Annotated in this window: 13 protein-coding genes; 2 read left to right on the top strand and 11 right to left on the bottom strand. The window is 40.2% G+C overall.

Going from position 1 to position 16958, the window contains the following annotated elements; translation table 11 throughout:
- Positions 1–147 precede the first annotated feature (147 nt).
- The 11 genes from nrdG to gatC all read right to left on the bottom strand — a co-directional run bounded on the left by nrdG (position 148) and on the right by gatC (position 16114).
- Positions 148–735, bottom strand: coding sequence for an anaerobic ribonucleoside-triphosphate reductase activating protein (gene nrdG / locus FAZ25_RS05145; protein WP_192269102.1), 588 nt, complete (start codon positions 733–735; stop codon positions 148–150).
- Complete coding sequence (gene nrdD, locus FAZ25_RS05140; RefSeq protein WP_192269101.1) at positions 728–2860, bottom strand: anaerobic ribonucleoside-triphosphate reductase; 2133 nt, start codon at positions 2858–2860, stop codon at positions 728–730. Before nrdD ends, nrdG begins: the two co-directional genes overlap by 8 nt.
- A 355-nt stretch (positions 2861–3215) precedes the next feature.
- Complete coding sequence (gene alsS / locus FAZ25_RS05135; RefSeq protein ID WP_012305386.1) at positions 3216–4901, bottom strand: acetolactate synthase AlsS; 1686 nt, start codon at positions 4899–4901, stop codon at positions 3216–3218.
- A 220-nt stretch (positions 4902–5121) separates the two neighbouring features.
- Positions 5122–6441 carry a GTPase ObgE gene (gene obgE, locus FAZ25_RS05130; RefSeq protein WP_004909159.1) on the bottom strand — a complete coding sequence of 440 codons (1320 nt, stop codon included), beginning with the start codon at positions 6439–6441 and terminating at the stop codon, positions 5122–5124.
- Positions 6442–6597: 156 nt separating this feature from the next.
- On the bottom strand, positions 6598–8394 hold the full coding sequence (gene uvrC, locus FAZ25_RS05125) for an excinuclease ABC subunit UvrC (RefSeq protein WP_004909161.1): 1797 nt from the start codon (positions 8392–8394) through the stop codon (positions 6598–6600).
- A 74-nt stretch (positions 8395–8468) separates the two neighbouring features.
- Positions 8469–10088, bottom strand: coding sequence for a CTP synthase (locus FAZ25_RS05120; protein ID WP_004909163.1), 1620 nt, complete (start codon positions 10086–10088; stop codon positions 8469–8471).
- Between the two features lie 200 nt (positions 10089–10288).
- Complete coding sequence (gene rlmD, locus FAZ25_RS05115) at positions 10289–11674, bottom strand: 23S rRNA (uracil(1939)-C(5))-methyltransferase RlmD (RefSeq protein ID WP_036061196.1); 1386 nt, start codon at positions 11672–11674, stop codon at positions 10289–10291.
- A 93-nt stretch (positions 11675–11767) separates the two neighbouring features.
- A complete protein-coding gene (locus tag FAZ25_RS05110; RefSeq protein ID WP_004902537.1) occupies positions 11768–12757 on the bottom strand; it encodes a diacylglycerol kinase family lipid kinase in 990 nt (329 codons plus the stop codon).
- 122 nt (positions 12758–12879) lie between these two features.
- Entirely contained in the window at positions 12880–14319 is a 1440-nt protein-coding gene (gatB, locus tag FAZ25_RS05105; RefSeq protein ID WP_004909167.1) for an Asp-tRNA(Asn)/Glu-tRNA(Gln) amidotransferase subunit GatB, read from the bottom strand.
- Between the two features lie 17 nt (positions 14320–14336).
- Positions 14337–15803, bottom strand: a complete 1467-nt coding sequence (gene gatA, locus FAZ25_RS05100) for an Asp-tRNA(Asn)/Glu-tRNA(Gln) amidotransferase subunit GatA (RefSeq protein WP_036061194.1) — start codon at positions 15801–15803, stop codon at positions 14337–14339.
- A gap of 2 nt (positions 15804–15805) precedes the next feature.
- Positions 15806–16114 (bottom strand): Asp-tRNA(Asn)/Glu-tRNA(Gln) amidotransferase subunit GatC, encoded by a 309-nt coding sequence (gatC, locus tag FAZ25_RS05095; protein ID WP_004902542.1) that lies wholly within the window; start codon positions 16112–16114, stop codon positions 15806–15808.
- Between the two features lie 230 nt (positions 16115–16344).
- Here gatC and rpsO point away from each other — a divergent pair, with 230 nt between their 5' ends.
- Together rpsO and rpsT are read left to right on the top strand one after the other, a co-directional pair.
- Positions 16345–16614 carry a 30S ribosomal protein S15 gene (gene rpsO, locus FAZ25_RS05090; RefSeq protein ID WP_004902545.1) on the top strand — a complete coding sequence of 90 codons (270 nt, stop codon included), beginning with the start codon at positions 16345–16347 and terminating at the stop codon, positions 16612–16614.
- Positions 16615–16665: 51 nt separating this feature from the next.
- A complete protein-coding gene (gene rpsT / locus FAZ25_RS05085) occupies positions 16666–16917 on the top strand; it encodes a 30S ribosomal protein S20 (protein ID WP_004902547.1) in 252 nt (83 codons plus the stop codon).
- Positions 16918–16958 lie beyond the last annotated feature (41 nt).

The raw sequence follows: 16958 nt of genomic DNA, 5'->3' as shown, positions 1-16958 counted from the left end.
TCCTCCGACTAAATGTACATGTGTGAAAAAGTCACAACACTTAACTATTATACCTTATTTACACCAAAATAGTCGAACGCCACAAAACACACGACATTTTGAGCGTTAACAACATAAAAAAAGCACCTAAACCAGTGCTTTTAAAACTTAAATCCCATATTCATCTTGCCACAAAATAAGGCGCTGTGCCTCTAGCGACTGCGGCACATCGATGATGCGCTGATTGGCAGATCCTTTAAATCTTAAAGATAAGTCCATCAGAGCTTGCACAAATCGACCATCTACCAAAACATCAATTTCTGCTAATAGTGCTTTTTTATCATCGGTTTCCTTCATTAATTCATCCCACGTATAGCCAGTCCAAGACCAAATATCTTTCGTATCGCCAAATTCTGCTCTCACACGACGTGTTAATTGTAAAACAACAGGTGTATTTAAAAATGGTTCACCACCAAGCAAAGTCAATCCTTGAACATACGGTTGACTCAAATCTGCAATAATCTGATCTTCTAGTGCCTGTGTATATTCTGTGCCATAATGAAAGTTTTGCGCGACAACATTATAACAGCCAGGACATAAGAATTTGCAACCGGACAAGTAAATTGAGCAACGTACGCCTGGGCCATCGACCATAACGAAGGGTTTGTAATCGGCTACAAAATTACGTGTCAAATCTTCCGAGCGCCATTCTTGACTATCCGGTACAGTAATACCGTTTTCTAATTTTTTAGACATGGCCTTCATCCACCTCATTTTGTGACATATTTTTCACACGGGCCGTAATTTCAGCATGGCGTCCGTGAATCATAGGCCTAGCTTGTGGATTTCCTAAGTAACCACAAGTTCGTTTAACCACATCACAAGTCTTTGGGTCATGGTTGCCACACTCTGGGCAGCAAAAACCACGTGCAGTTGGCTTAAACTCTCCTTCATAGCCACATTTAAAGCACTTATCAATTGGTGTATTTGTGCCTAAATAACCAACATGATCATAAGCAAAATCCCAAACTGATTCAAGTGCTGCTGGATTTTGTTTTAAATTAGGATATTCACAATAGTGAATAAACCCACCACTTGCATAATGTGGATAAGCTTCTTCAAACAGTAGTTTTTCAAAAGGATTAGGATGCTTTCGCACATCGTAATGGAATGAATTCGTATAGTAATCTTTATCAGTCACATTATCAACCACGCCAAATCGCGCCTTATCAAGTTCACAAAAGCGGTCTGTTAGTGATTCCGCTGGCGTTGAATACACAGAATAATGGTAGCCATCCTCTTTTTCCCACTGCTGACATGCTTCATTAAGACGGCGCACAATAGCAACCGTAAAATCATGTGCCTGACTATTATCTTCCCAATTCGCACCAAAGAAATAAGCGCCCACTTCGTATAATCCTATGTAACCCAAAGACACTGTGGCGCGGCCATTTCTGAATAAACTATCAACTTCGGTGACACTTTGACTGCCAAAAACGCCACCTTGATAAAGAATTGGTGCGTTTTCAGGAATCGCTGTTTTGGTACGTGCTACTCTAAATTGTAATGCCTTTTTGGCCAACGCTAGACGCTCTGCTAAAATCTCCCAAAACATATTCACATCCCCACCCGACTGGATCGCAATACGTGGGATATTTAGGGTTACCACACCTAAATTCATACGCCCTTCGTTGACTTCCGTTTGATTTTCATCACGCCAACCTTGTAAAAATGAACGGCAGCCCATTGGCGCCTTAAACGAACCAGTAATTTCAATTATTTTTTCATAATTCAAAACATCAGGATACATGCGTTTTGTTGCACACACTATCGCCATTTTTTTAATATCATAGTTTAGATCGTTTTTAAGCATGTTCACGCCACGTTTCAACGAGAATACCAGCTTTGGAAAAATCGCTGTACGATGATTTGGCCCAATACCCTTAATGCGAATATCAAAAATAGCTTTTTGAATTTCACGCGCTAACCAATCTGTGCCTAAACCAAAAGCCAATGTTGTAAAAGGTGTTTGTCCTTGTGCTGAAGATAACGTATTAATTTCATACTCTAATGCTTGCATCGCATCATATATATCTTTTTTTGTGCTGGACACAGCATATGCTTCTCTTTTTTCGGGCACAACATAGGTTTCGGCTTCAGCTAGGTGCTTCTTGTAATTCATTGCTGCATATGGTGCGAGCAATTCATCAGCACGATTAATAGAAATACCACCGTATTGTGATGAAGCAACGTTGGCAATAATTTGCGCCATTTGAGCTGTGGCCGTCCCGATTGATTGCGGCTGTTCAACTTGCGCATTGCCCATTGTATAGCCATGCTCAAACATAAACTTAAAATCGACTAAGCAACAGTTTGTCATTGGACTCAAGGGCGAATAATCTAAATCATGCCAGTGCATATCACCACGTAAATGAGCTTTAGCTACATCTTCTGGCAACATTTTCAGCCCTGTTGATTTACCAACCATACCAGCTGTTAGGTCGCGAAATGTATTAAAAACTTGCGCATCTTTGTTAGCATTTTCGTGAACAATATCATCTTCTTGCGCAATGAGTCGATTGATTTTGTTTGATGGATTAATGGCCTGTTGCCACTTTTTTTCTGCTCGAATATGTTCTTGCTCAAAAGCTGCGGCTGCAGCACCATCCAATTTTTTGAGTTCGGATAACACAGTATTATATATTTGTGCTGTTGTTAATTGTGGTTGTTTCGTCTGGTTTTCCACCGCGGCCATCACTTGTTGATAAACATCATCTTTTACCCCCAAAAGATTTAGTATCAAAGCGACCTTATAAGCGTGAAACGTCACTGTCTCCCCCGTCTGTTTTGTGACTTTTAGTAATGTTTGACCTAACGACATCTCTTGTTCCCCTTTTAATTTTATTGTGATTTTTGTGACTAATCAATTTGATGACTGTATTTAGAATTATGCGCCCCTTTACTGGTTAATGTCAAACACTTGTTCTATGTATAAACATTCATGCGAATGTTTGTTTCATTTATTTTTAATAGCGTATTAGCAAGTCAGTCTTGTTATTTGTTAAATCTATAACACCAAGTATTTATTCATTATTTTTTGTAAGTTTTTTTAAAATAACCTTATACGTTCATCTATTTTCTTTTTTCCAATGTATAAGTTCACAAAATAACAATCTGATTACAAATTTTGTTCACAAAAAAAGCACAATAATGTGCTTTTTACTTACCTATTATCATTAGCCTTCTGACTCAATTAATTGTTCACCTAACTCGAAATTATGTGAATAATCAACTGGTATATCGACCACAACTGGTCCCTTAGTTGCAAATGCCTCATCCAATACAGCATCGAGTTCTGCCGGAGTATTGACACGTAAACCTTTAGCTCCGAAGCTTTCGGCATACTTGACAAGATCAATATTACCAAAATCAACACCAGCTGATTCACCATCATACTTTAATTCTTCTTGGAATTTAACCATATCATAGTGTGCATTATCATTCCAAACAATGTGCACTGTATCTAAGTTTAGACGAACAGCTGTTTCCAATTCCATCGCTGAAAAGAAGAAACCACCATCGCCAGAAACAGAAATAGATTTAGCATTTGGTCGTACCATGGCTGCGGTTAATGCCCATGGTAGTCCAACACCAAGTGTTTGCATACCATTTGAAATTAAGAAATGACGTGGGACATATGACTTGAAGTGACGTGCCATCCAGATATAATGTGAGCCAATATCAGTGGACACTGTCATGTCATCTGTGACACGTGCTTGTAGCGCCTTAATAATATTCAACGGATGATTTAAGTTGCCTTCAGCAGGTGTATAAGTTGGCTCGTCCGTGTCATTCAGATCTTTCTTCAATGCCTTTAATTGACTTTGACTAGCCTCAGGTAATACATAACCTTTGATACGTTCAGCTAACAAGTCAAGACTTTGCGCAATATTACCTACTAATTGCCGTTTTGGCACAAAATTATTATCAATTTGAACCGGTGTCGTATCTAAGGCGACAATATTTAAGTCGTTTTCTTTATTCCAGTTACGTGGTTCATATTCGATAGCGTCATAACCAACTGTAATCACTAAGTCTGATTGTTTTAGTAGCTTATCACCAGTTTGGTTACGGAAAAGACCAATACGACCAAAGAAAGTTGTTGGTTCTAAGTCATGCGATATAACACCAGCACCTTGGAATGTTTCGACAACTGGTAGCGGTGTGTCGCCAAGCAAGCTGTGCAAAGCTGCAACAGTCTGATCATCAGAACCTCGCGCACCAACTAGCAAAACAGGAAGCTGTGCTTGCTTAATTTGGTTAGCTAACCAATCAAGATCAGCAAGAGAAGCGGCACCTTGTTGCGCTGCGGGCACTTGTGGTAATGCATCAATGGTTACAGGTGCATCATCAACATCCTGGGGCAGAGAAACGAAAGCAGCACCTTTTTTGGCACCATTAGCAGCTGCGAAAGCATTGGCAATAATTTCTGAAATATTATTAGGATCTTGAATTTCTGAACTGAAATTAGTAATCGAATTAAAGAGTGCTACAGAATTTGTTGACTGATGCGTTAAACGATAAAGATCACGACGCGGTACCTGGCCACCAATAGCGACAACTGGGTCATTTTCGGCACTAGCGGTCATCAACCCGCTCACAAGATTACCAACACCAGGGCCTGAAGTCACAATGACAACACCAGTTTTACCCGTAATACGGGCAAATGCTTGAGCCATGAACGCAGCATTTTGTTCGTGTCGTGTGACAATCAAATGGGGTACTTTCACACCTGCTGAAGGGTGTTCCAATGTCTCAAATAAGCGATCAATTTTCGCACCCGGAATGCCGAATACTAAATCAACACCGTGGTTTGTTAGACTTTGTGCAACAATATCTGCACCAAACTTTTTTTCTGCCATTTTATTAAGGAGTGTGCGCTGCGCTTGAATGATAACTCTCACTCATCGCGTGGTGTCACTCATTTCCTCCAAACTTTTTTCAATAACCATATCATAGCACTTTTCACTAGTCTATGCGAAATAAAGATTGTGAAATAGCTTGCTACATCAATGTTCTTTTATTCACAAACTATTTTAAGCAATAAAAAACAGTCAGTAGTACACTGGCTGTTTTAAAACATTAATCACTGAATTCGAATACAAAATCCGAGTTATTGATGCGCACATCATCACCGTCTTTGGCACCAGCTTTGCGAAGCGCGTCATCAACGCCCATATGCCTGAGCTGTCTCCCAAAACGCATAATCGTTGCATCACGCTGAATATTTGTCATTAAGAATAGTTTCTCAATTTCAGCGCCGCCAATAACCCACTCTTCTGTCTCCTCGGACCATTCAACAGTAAAGTTATGCTGTTCTGGCTTAAAGTCATAAGTTTTATCGTTAGACACCTTTTCTACCACAGGACGGTAACTTTCCGGTACAGGTGCAGTGGCTAATAAGTCAGCAGTTAATCGCATCAAAGGTTGAACCCCTTCACGCGTTAAAGCAGAAATAGGCATAATCTCCGGTTGTACAGGCAAACCTGAATCAGCGGCAACTTCTTGACGGAATTTAACCAAATTTTCTTCAGAATCTGGCATGTCCATCTTCGTTGGCACAACAATATGTGGTCGATTTAGTATTGTTTCATCATACTGACCTAGTTCATCTAATATTTTACGATATTGTGTGTACGGGTCGTTTCCTTCAATACCTGACATATCCACAAGGTGCAGTACGACACGCGTACGTTCAACGTGACGTAAAAACTGGAAGCCAAGTCCAACACCTTGAGATGCACCTTCTATCAAACCGGGCAAATCGGCCATAACAAAATCGCGCGCATCATCTAGACGAACCATGCCAATATTAGGTGACAGCGTTGTGAAATGGTAAGCCGCAACTTTAGGTTTTGCATTAGAAACAACAGACAATAGCGTGGACTTTCCCGCCGAAGGAAAACCAACGAGTCCAACATCGGCAAGCACCTTAAGCTCTAACTTAAGCTTTCGGACTTGACCTGGCTCGCCATTTTCTGACAATTCAGGTGCTGGGTTAGCTGGTGTAGCAAAATGAATGTTGCCGCGGCCACCACGGCCACCTTTTACGACAACTAATTCTTGACCATTTTCCAGTAAGTCGCCTAAAACTTCGCCCGTTTCAACATCTTTTACCGTTGTGCCTTGTGGCACTTTGATATATCGATCTTCGGCTGAGGCACCTGTCATTCCTTTTGTGCCACCGTTGCCACCAGGCTGAGCCTTAAAATGACGATTATAACGAAAATCCATCAAAGTGCGTAGACCTTCGTCCACTTTAAAAATGATTGACCCTCCGTGGCCACCATCTCCACCGAATGGACCGCCCATAGCCACAAATTTTTCGTGACGGAAGGATACAATACCATCGCCACCTTTTCCAGCTTTTACTTCAATTTCTGCTTGATCTACAAATGCCATAGCTTTAGTGCACCAAACCAACCGACACGCTGTTACTAATCGGACGCGTCTTGTTTGATGCGATTCTCCTTGTCCGCTCATATCATTGAGCTTGCGATACTTTTAATACTCTAGTTTAACATAAAACGCGTCGTCGTGCGACCATGAGGTTTATTACTATTGTATGCCTGATTTTAAACTCATATGGATAACACGCGCTAATTTTTCATTAATGCCGATGGCTTGCAATGCTTCAATGGAAGCCCCAGCTATTTTTGGTAGTGACCCAAATTCACGTAGTAATTTCTGTCGCGTTTTAGGGCCGACACCGTCAATCATATCTAAGCGTGATGCTAACGAGTTCTTACTACGCAGTTGGCGATGGAAATTAATCGCAAACCGATGCACTTCCTCTTGTACACGCTGAATCAAGAAGAAACCTTCAGATTGCTTACTCAAAACTACTACTTCACCTGTTCGCCCATCAATCAGATCAGCTGTCTTATGCTTATCATTTTTCACCATGGCTGCAATCGGCAAGCTAGTTAGACCAAGTTCATCTTCTAACACTTCTTTGGCAGCGTGTAGCTGAATTTCTCCACCATCCATTAAAATAAGGTCTGGCATTTCACCGCCCTCTTTCAAAATACGTGAGTATCGGCGGCGGATTACTTCTTGGGTTTCAGACCATTCATCAGCGTGACTGACCGATTTAATTTTATATTTACGATATAGGTCTTTGTTGGGCACGCCATCATCAAAGACAACCATAGCGCTGACAATTTCGACACCTTGGGTATGTGAATGATCAAAAGCCTCAATTCTTTTGCCCATAGGAATGTTTAAAGCATGGGTGATTTCGCGCATCGCGCCTGTCGTTTTTTTCTCATTCAACTGCATCAAACGAAACTTTTCTTCTAAAGCAATTCGAGCATTTTTTTGAGCTAAATCTAGCAAATCACGTTTTTCACCACGCACAGGTACACGTACAGGAATTTGTAACATCTCTGATAATGCATTAGTATCAATCCCTTTGGGTACTAATACTTCATTGGGTTTTTGAATGTTACGCTGTGCATAGAACTGTTGCATGAAGTTCATCATTTCTTCATCAGCTGCCCCGACAACCGAAAATGTCTGTTTGTATTGTCGAATTAGACGTGCTTGTCTTAAGAAAAAGACTTCAACCGTCATCCAACCCTTGTCAAGATAATAATTAAACAAGTCGCGAGGTGTCGTGTCTTTTGAGAGTACACGTTGACTTTCAACTGTTTCATCAATATATTTGAGTTGATCTCTTAAATCAGCCGCACGCTCAAATTCTAATGTTTCGGCAGCTATTTGCATTTTCTGTGCAATGGCTTTTTTAACTGAAGCAGTATTACCATCTAAAAAGTGTTTAATACGCGCAATTTGATCATCATACGCTTTTTGTGGTACATCATGCCAGCACGGTCCTAAGCATTGTCCCATATTGTAGTATAAGCATGGCCTGCCTTGATAACCGTTGCAGCGTCGTAGAGGATAATTTTTTTCCAAAAATCGTAAGGTTTCCTGTGCAGCATAAACGTTTGGATAGGGTCCAAAATAAAAGCCGCCATCTCGCTTGACTTCATTAACTAAAGCCATTTTAGGATCGCGCTCTTTAGTAATTTTAATATAAGGATAACCAGTACCATACTTCAAGCGAATATTATAATAAGGCTTATACTTTTTAATTAATTCGTTTTCTAGTAAAAAAGCTTCCTTATCGGAATTTGTGACAATATAATCAAAATCGGTGATATTTTGCACTAATTCTGCTGTTTTGCCACTATGATCTTGCTTGAAATAAGAGCGAACACGATTCTTTAAATTTTTGGCTTTACCAACATAAATAATCTTGCCGTTCTTATCTTTCATTTGATATGACCCGGGTTCTGATGGCAGCAACGCGAGTTTTTGTTCAATGTGTTTTGATGGATTTGCTAACATATTATTATTATACCAAGCAAAGCAAGTATTTTGTTCGAAAATAAAAACACGCGTTCGCGTGTTCAAAAATAAATTTATTTTGCCTCGTGCTTAAGTGCTGCACCAATAAAGTCATGGTACAAACCTTCTGGGCGCTCTGGACGTGATAAGAATTCTGGATGGTATTGTGCTGCGATAAAGAAATCATTTTTTGGGTACTCAATGACTTCCATTAAACGATTATCTGGTGACGTTGCAGAAAAAATCATACCAGCTGCTTCAAATTCTGAGCGGAACTTCGTATTAAATTCGTAACGGTGGCGGTGACGTTGCTCAATTTCATCAACGTTACCATAAGCCTTAGCAGTTAATGTTCCTGGTGTTAGCATAGCCGGATAAAGTCCCAAACGTAGTGTCCCACCAAGATTTTCAACATTTTCTTGATCTTTCATCAAATCAATAATAGGTGCATGTGTCTCAGGATTCAACTCAGTTGAGTTAGCATCGTCATAACCTAAAACATGCCGCGCAAATTCAACGGAAGCAAGTTGCATCCCTAAGCAAACACCTAAGAATGGCACATTTGTTTCACGGGCATAGCGAATGGCTTGAATCTTACCTTCCGTCCCACGCTCACCAAATCCACCTGGCACCATCACGCCATCAGCGTTTGCCAAGAGCGTTGCCACATTGTCTGAAGTCACTGTCTCAGATTTAATATGGTTAATATTAACCTCAGTATTTTGGGCATAACCAGCATGCTTTAATGCTTCATTGACAGAGATATAAGCATCGGGCAAATCAGTGTATTTGCCGACTAAAGCAATATTAACTGTCTTCTTTGGATGCTTGATATTTTCCACCATTTCTGACCAGGCTACCATATCAGCTTTTGGTGCATCAACCTTTAGTTTATTAAGCACTACGTCATCCATCCCTTGTGCTTGGAGGTTCAAAGGAATGTCATATAATGTTTCAACGTCGCGTGACTCGATGACTGCATCAGGGTCGACATCTGTGAAAGTTGAAATTTTCTTTTTTAAGTTATCTTCTAACGGTGAAGAGGTGCGCAGAACAATCATATCCGGTTGAATACCTAATGAACGCAATTGTGCCACAGAATGTTGTGTGGGCTTAGTTTTTGCTTCGCCCGCAGCTGTCAAATAGACAATAAGACTCGTGTGAATATAAAATACATTATCACTGCCAAGATCTGATTTCATTTGACGTAATGCCTCAATAAATGGCAAACTTTCAATATCCCCAACAGTGCCACCAACCTCAACAATAACAACATCAGCATCTGTTGATTCAGCCGCTTTTTTCATCTTATCTTTAATAGCATCAGTAATATGCGGAATCACCTGCACTGTGCCACCATTATAATCACCACGGCGTTCTTTGGCCAATACTTCAGAATAAATACGGCCTGTTGTCACGTTAGAATACATATTTGTATTAATGTCCATGAAACGTTCATAATGCCCCATGTCCAAATCTGTTTCCAAACCGTCTCCTGTCACAAAAGTTTCACCATGTTGATATGGGGACATTGTGCCTGGATCAATATTAATATATGGATCCAATTTCTGAATGGCCAATTTTAAGCCACGGTTCTTCAACAAACGGCCAAGTGAAGCCGCTACGATACCTTTTCCCAAAGATGACACAACGCCACCGGTAACAAAAATATACTTAACTTGTTTTTCTGCCATGATGCCTCCTCATGATTAAGCGCTTGCGCGCATGCAACGTTTCAGGGGTAAAAATAAAAATAGAAAAGCTCCCAAGTATAATACTTGGGAGCTTTTAACGTCTGTCCCATTTAATGGGAGCCCTAATATATATTACAGAGTTAACCAATATTTGTCAAATTATTTTGAGTTGTTTTGACAAAATAGTATTCACATAGTGCTTAACGCTTAAATATCAACACACTTTCAACATGTGTTGTTTGAGGGAATTGGTCAATTGGTTGAATTGGCCCATCAATATGAAAACCTTCTGCTAATATCTGAACTGTATCACGTGCCAAGGTCGCAGGATTACAACTTATATATACAAATGTCTTCGGTTGCATCGCACTAACAGCTGAGATTAATTCATTGGTTAAGCCTTTACGTGGTGGATCAACAAATACAACATCCGGTTTCAGACCATCTGCTGCCCATTGTGTCATCTGCTCGGGCGCATCGGCTGTAACAAATTCAACGTTGTCAATATGATTATTTTGGGCATTTTTTTCTGCATCTAGGACAGCATCTTCAACAACTTCCACACCATAAACTTTGGCCACTTGATCAGCAATTGACAAGGTAATCGTGCCAATGCCTGAATAAGCATCTACCACTACATCTGTCGGTTTTAAGCCTGCTTTCTCGGCAGCCAATGTATACAAAACAGCAGTTGTCTGCGGGTTAATTTGATAAAATGAGTTTGGGCCAATGATGAAGTCCTTTCCCATTAGCTGATCATGAATCTCATCTGCACCCCATACTGTTTCATTCCACTGACCCATAATGACGTTGGTATCGTGATTATTAATATTGTGGATAAAGCTCTTTAATTCAGGTAGTTTTGCACGTAAAGCTGCTGCAATGTTATCGGCTTCGGGTAATTTTTTCGTATTGGTGATAATCACAACCATCAGTTCATGTGAATAAAAACCACGACGTGCCATAATATGGCGTACAACACCTTTATGTGTTTCCTCGTCATATGCCGAAATACCAAGATCACGTAACACATCACGTGTAACGGAAACAGCTTCGTCAACTTTTGGATCTTGAATATAGAAGTCCTCTACTGGCATTAATTTATGTGATCCACGCCGATAAAAGCCTGTTTCCAATTGGCCATTAACCATTTGGACAGGCACCTGCGCTTTGTTTCTGTATTTTGTTGGATCTGTCATCCCAATCGTTGGGTTCACTTCAACACTAACATTAACTTTTTTGAAGAGTTGTTCTACTTGCCGTTGCTTAAATGTCAACTGGGCTTCGTATTTCAAATTCGCCAATGGCGCAATGCCTGTTGTAATTGCGACCTTATCGACATTTTCGGCACGATTTGGTGAGGCCTTTACGCGCTTAATCACGCGACCAAAAGCGTAACTTTTTAACACTTTGGTAATACCAACTTGTACCACTTCACCAGGTATGGCATCAATTACAAAAATTGGAAAATTATCGATTTTAATGACACCCATACCTTGATAAGTAATATCAACCACTTCAGCCTCAACTTGTTGATTTTTGGTTACGGGAACCTTCGTTTTATAGACACGATTTGCTTTTGCCATAATATTCGTGCTCATCATCACGACATAATTCATCATCGTATGATATTAATCGCACACTCCTTTTCTTGGGTTTTTCGACACCCACTACAAACATTATTTAACGTCGAGTTTTTCGACGTCAGCCATAAATTGCTGTTTAGTTCGGTCCGAAACAGTTGCTGCTTCTGGCATACCAGAACGGTTCGCAATAAATTCAATATGTTGCTGTAAATCAGTGAAAAGCATTGGGGCATCGCCACCATATTCACCATCTAAATTAACCTTTAACCGGTCATCATCCAATGGTATGATTTCCACTTTGTTAGTTTTTTTATAAATCAATTGCGGGTTATCAACATGCTTCCCCCCATTGAGCATCTGCGCAACAATCTGGAGAATTTGGGCAAGGTTAGATTCCTTGATAATCAATAATGTAAACTTGCCATCGTCTAACTTAGCATCTGGCACAATTGATTCGAAGCCACCAACTGAATTAGTTAATGCCAAAAAAATCATCGAAATTTTCCCAGAATATTCACCCTCATCGTACACAACCTTAGCGTTTACTGGCTTAATTCTTGTAATTAACTCCGCGCCTTTAACTAGATATGCCAAGTACCCATATAATGACTTCATTAATGACGGCACAGCATAGGTAACTTCACTAATGGTGCCTAAGGCTGCAATATTCATAAAATACTTTGACTGCCCATATTGGTCAATTTTACCAATATCCATCTTAATTGTTTCATTTTGCAAAATAACTTTGGCTGACTCTAGAGGTTCATCGCGAGGCAACTTTAAAGCACGTGCGTAATCATTTGTAGTGCCAGCTGGAATAACCGCCATCATTGGCCGCTTATCTAATTGTGCTAAACCATTAACCACCTCATTAATCGTGCCATCACCACCGGCAGCAACAATCAAATCAAATCCCGCTTCAGCGGCTCGTCTGGCTTCTATGGCAGCAGACATTGGTTCTGGCGTCGTGGCAAATGCCGATGTTTCATAACCAGCTGACTCATAAACTTGCAAAATGTCCAACATTTCCCGCTTAATTGCTTCACGACCGGATGTTGGATTATAAATAATTCTTGCTCTCATGTTAGCGTGTGACGTCACAAATAATGCTAATTATTTGTTAAACACGTTACCGTGCCACACTATCCTTTCATAAAACTTATGTACACAGGTAAGTTTACCTGTTATGTGACTATCCAGCATTATTAGCGCTTGGCTAGCTCTTCTAATAATAATTTGTTCATAATGCCAGGATTGGCTTGTCCTTTAGACATTTTCATCAATTGTCCAATCAAATAGCCAGTTGCGCGATCCTTACCACCCTTGAAATCTTCAATGGATTGCGGATTATTATCTAATACGTCTGTAATCCATTCTAGTAGGACAGCCGGATCACTAATTTGAACCAAACCATTTTTCTTAGCAAAAGCTTCTGGTTCCTCACCTGTCATAATTGCCTCAAAGACTTGTTTTGCCTGTTTTGTTGAAATCGTACCAGCCTCAATCAACTTAATCATACCTGCCAAATGCTGTGGCGTTAATTGTGTTTCTTGTAATTCAACTTGGTGCTTATTCATGAAAGCATTCACATCGCCAATTAGATAATTAGCTGCACGTTTTGCATCGGCCCCAGCTGCGATAGTTGCGTCATAAAAATCAGCCATCGCTAAAGTCTGAGTTAATACCTCAGCATCGTATTGTTCAATGCCCAAATGTGTAACATAGTCCTGCTGGCGTTCCTTAGCAGATTTTGGTAATTCAGCTGCTACTTGATCAATCCATTCTTGATCAATCACAACAGGTGATAAGTCTGGTTCGGGGAAATAACGGTAATCATCTGCACCCTCTTTAACACGCATGAGTATTGTTGACTTTGTTGGTTCGTTGTAGCGACGTGTTTCCTGTTGAATGACACCACCTGAGCGCAACACCTCTGCCTGGCGTTTCTCTTCAAAAATCAAAGCATTACGGACATAGTTGAATGAATTAATATTTTTCATTTCAACTTTAGTGCCATATTTGGTTGACCCAAATGGCCGAATTGAAATGTTAACATCCGCACGCATTTGACCTTCTTGCATTTTAGCCTCAGAAATACCAGTAAACAAAATAGCTTGGCGCAACTGTTCTAGGTAAGCATAAGCTTCATCTGGGGAAGCGATATCTGCTTCCGATACAATTTCAATTAAAGGTGTTCCTTGACGGTTCAAATCCACGTATGAATAGCCATCAGCACCGTGTGTATTTTTACCTGCATCTTCTTCGACGTGCATTTCTTTAATACGAATGCGTTTGGTTTGTCCATCAGCTAATACGACGTCAAGATAGCCATTTGTACCAATAGGTGTCTGTGATTGTGTTGTTTGATAAGCTTTTGGGTTATCTGGGTAAAAATAATTCTTACGATCCCAACGAATAAATGGTGAGATGGTGGCATTCAAGGCTAGCGCTGCACGCATACCATATTCTAATGCCCCTTTGTTAGCAACCGGCAAAACACCAGGATAGCCAAAATCAATCACATTCGTGTTTTCGTTTGGCTGATCACCATAATGGACTGGCGATGGTGACAAAAGCTTTGAATTGGTTTGCATTTCAACGTGAACTTCCAATCCAATGGTTGTTTCAAAATTTCCTGTTCCCATAATCAACTGTCCCCTTCTTAGTCTTCTTTTGCAATATCTGGTATTTGTTCGAATAGACGCGTGGCTTGTTCAAAGGCATAGCCCGTTTGGTAAACAGTTTGTTCATCAAATGGCTTACCAATAATCTGCAAGCCGACTGGCAAACCGTCTACAAATCCTGCATTAACAGATAATCCGGGCAGACCAGCCAAATTAACCGGTACAGTCAGTACATCAGCTAAGTACATAGCTGTTGGGTCATCTACCTCTTCTCCTAGGCCATAAGCAACAGTTGGCGCTGTGGGACCGACTATAACATCATAATTAGCAAATACTTTATTGAAGTCTTCTATTAATAAAGTACGAATCTTAGCTGCTTTTTTAAAGAACGCATCATAAGCACCAGCAGATAATGAAAATGTCCCTAGCATAATGCGACGCTTTACTTCATCACCAAAGCCCTCTGATCGTGTCTTAACATACAAATCTTCAAGATTTTTAACATCATCAGCGCGATAGCCATAGCGTACACCATCGTAACGCTGTAAATTAGAAGATGCTTCTGAAGACATAATAATATAATAGGCAGCAACACCGTACTTTGTGTGTGGCAAGCTCACTTCATCAACCGTAGCCCCCATTGCCTCGAGCTGCGTAATTGCTGCTTTAACTGTTGTTGCCACTTTAGGATCAATTCCCTCACCAAAATACTCTTTTGGTACAGCAATCTTTAAACCTTTAATATTACCGGTTAACTGTGCTGTAAAATCAGGCACTTCACGTTTTGAAGCAGTAGAGTCCTTAATGTCAAAACCAGCAATGGTATTCAAAACCAATGCATTATCTTTTACAGTACGTGTAAAAGGCCCCACTTGATCAAGCGATGAAGCCATCGCAAACAACCCCCAACGCGATACACGACCATATGTTGGCTTCATACCGACAATACCATTGAATGCTGCTGGTTGACGGATTGAACCACCAGTATCAGAACCCAAGGCGAACGGCACTAATCCTGCAGCAACAGCTGCCGCTGAACCACCAGATGATCCGCCCGGCACCTTTGTTTGATCCCATGCATTAGCTGTCTTACTATAATATGATGTTTCTGTTGAGCCACCCATTGCGAATTCATCCATGTTCGCTTTTCCGACAGAAATGGCACCATCCTGATTAAGCTTTTCAACAACAGTGGCATCATAGACTGGCTTAAAACCTTCCAAAATTTTTGAAGCACCAGTTGTTTCAATTCCTTTAGTAGCTAAGTTATCCTTTAATGCTAATGGGAGTCCCGATAAGACGTGAGCAAAATCTTGCTTTTCATCTATGCTTTCAGCTTGTGACAAAGCTATTTCTGGGTTCGTCATAATAAAAGCATGTAGCTTGTCATCAGTTTTCTCGATTTTTTCAAGCGTGGCTTTAGTTAGTTCACTAGCCGTAAACTGCTTATTTAAAAGGGCATTATGAAGAGATGTTAAATCGTTATCAAAAAAATCAATCGTCATCATTATTCTCCTTCATCCTCTAATATTGCCGGCACTTTAATCAATCCAGCTGATGCCAGTGGCGCATTTTCTAGTAAGCCTTGCTTTTGGTGCCAATTATGTGCAACATCATCACGCAAATGGTTAACATTTTCAGTGACTGAATAAGTGGGTTCGACTGCAGCAGTGTCTACTTCACCTAAAGTATTAAATATATTTAAAATATCACCTAATTGTGTTGTAAATTGCGTTAGTTCGCTATCATCAAAAGATAACTTAGCTAATTTAGCAACATGGGCAACTTCTTCTTTTGAAATTGTTGTTTCAGACATTCATCTACTCCTTTACTTGTGTGCTATATCATGCCATTTCAAACACGTTGCACATCTAAACATATACTTATCCATTTTACCATAACTCAAGTGCTTAACACGCTTGCATTTTATCAAAAATCGCGTATAATTAATCTTGTTGTAAAAACAACATGACCAATGACTTTGTTCAGCGTCTCACCGTCGTTTTACACAGTCATTGGCGACATTTTAGAAAGGTGGATATGATTATGGCCCTTACACAAGAACGTAAGAACGAAATCATCAAGGAATATGCTCGCCACGAAGGCGATACAGGTTCAGCTGAAGTACAAATCGCAGTTTTAACTGCTGATATTAATGAGTTGAACGTACACATGGCAGCTCACAAGCATGATTTCCACTCACAACGTGGTTTGATGAAGAAGATTGGTAGCCGTCGTAACTTGTTACGTTACCTCCGCAACACTGATATTCAACGCTATCGTGAATTGATCCAACGCTTAGGTTTGCGTCGTTAATCTTTCAGATTAACCTGAAAACCTCGTATCAAATTTAAGGAGAAAAGACATATGCCTGTTATTGAATCAGCAATTCAACGTGTTCGTCTTACAAAAAAGCAACACGATCGTAACGAACCACAAGCTAGTGCTTACCGTACAGCTGTTAAGCGTTTTGAAAAGGCTGCAGCTGCTGGTGAAGACAACTTGGCAGAATTGTACAAAATTGCTTCTTCTGCAATTGATCGTGCCCACTCAAAGGGTTTGATTAAGAAGAACAAGGCTTCACGTGAAAAGTCACGTTTAGCTAAGTATGTAAAGTAATTCATAGTAAAAAAGACTTGGACATGTTCCAAGTCTTTTTT

Source organism: Leuconostoc sp. LN180020, assembly GCF_014844115.1.
Taxonomy (GTDB): domain Bacteria; phylum Bacillota; class Bacilli; order Lactobacillales; family Lactobacillaceae; genus Leuconostoc; species Leuconostoc citreum.
This window is presented reverse-complemented; position numbering and strand designations above follow the sequence as displayed.

Bases quoted from the DNA above. Each gene is read 5' to 3' on its own strand.
- alsS (WP_012305386.1), bottom strand. From the start codon at position 4,901: ATGGCAGAAAAAAAGTTTGGTGCAGATATTGTTGCACAAAGTCTAACA.
- FAZ25_RS05120 (WP_004909163.1), bottom strand. From the start codon at position 10,088: ATGGCAGAAAAACAAGTTAAGTATATTTTTGTTACCGGTGGCGTTGTG.
- rpsO (WP_004902545.1), top strand. From the start codon at position 16,345: ATGGCCCTTACACAAGAACGTAAGAACGAAATCATCAAGGAATATGCT.
- obgE (WP_004909159.1), bottom strand. From the start codon at position 6,441: ATGGCATTTGTAGATCAAGCAGAAATTGAAGTAAAAGCTGGAAAAGGT.
- rlmD (WP_036061196.1), bottom strand. From the start codon at position 11,674: ATGGCAAAAGCAAATCGTGTCTATAAAACGAAGGTTCCCGTAACCAAA.
- rpsT (WP_004902547.1), top strand. From the start codon at position 16,666: ATGCCTGTTATTGAATCAGCAATTCAACGTGTTCGTCTTACAAAAAAG.
- gatA (WP_036061194.1), bottom strand. From the start codon at position 15,803: ATGACGATTGATTTTTTTGATAACGATTTAACATCTCTTCATAATGCC.
- uvrC (WP_004909161.1), bottom strand. From the start codon at position 8,394: ATGTTAGCAAATCCATCAAAACACATTGAACAAAAACTCGCGTTGCTG.
- FAZ25_RS05110 (WP_004902537.1), bottom strand. From the start codon at position 12,757: ATGAGAGCAAGAATTATTTATAATCCAACATCCGGTCGTGAAGCAATT.
- nrdG (WP_192269102.1), bottom strand. From the start codon at position 735: ATGTCTAAAAAATTAGAAAACGGTATTACTGTACCGGATAGTCAAGAA.
- nrdD (WP_192269101.1), bottom strand. From the start codon at position 2,860: ATGTCGTTAGGTCAAACATTACTAAAAGTCACAAAACAGACGGGGGAG.
- gatC (WP_004902542.1), bottom strand. From the start codon at position 16,114: ATGTCTGAAACAACAATTTCAAAAGAAGAAGTTGCCCATGTTGCTAAA.
- gatB (WP_004909167.1), bottom strand. From the start codon at position 14,319: ATGGGAACAGGAAATTTTGAAACAACCATTGGATTGGAAGTTCACGTT.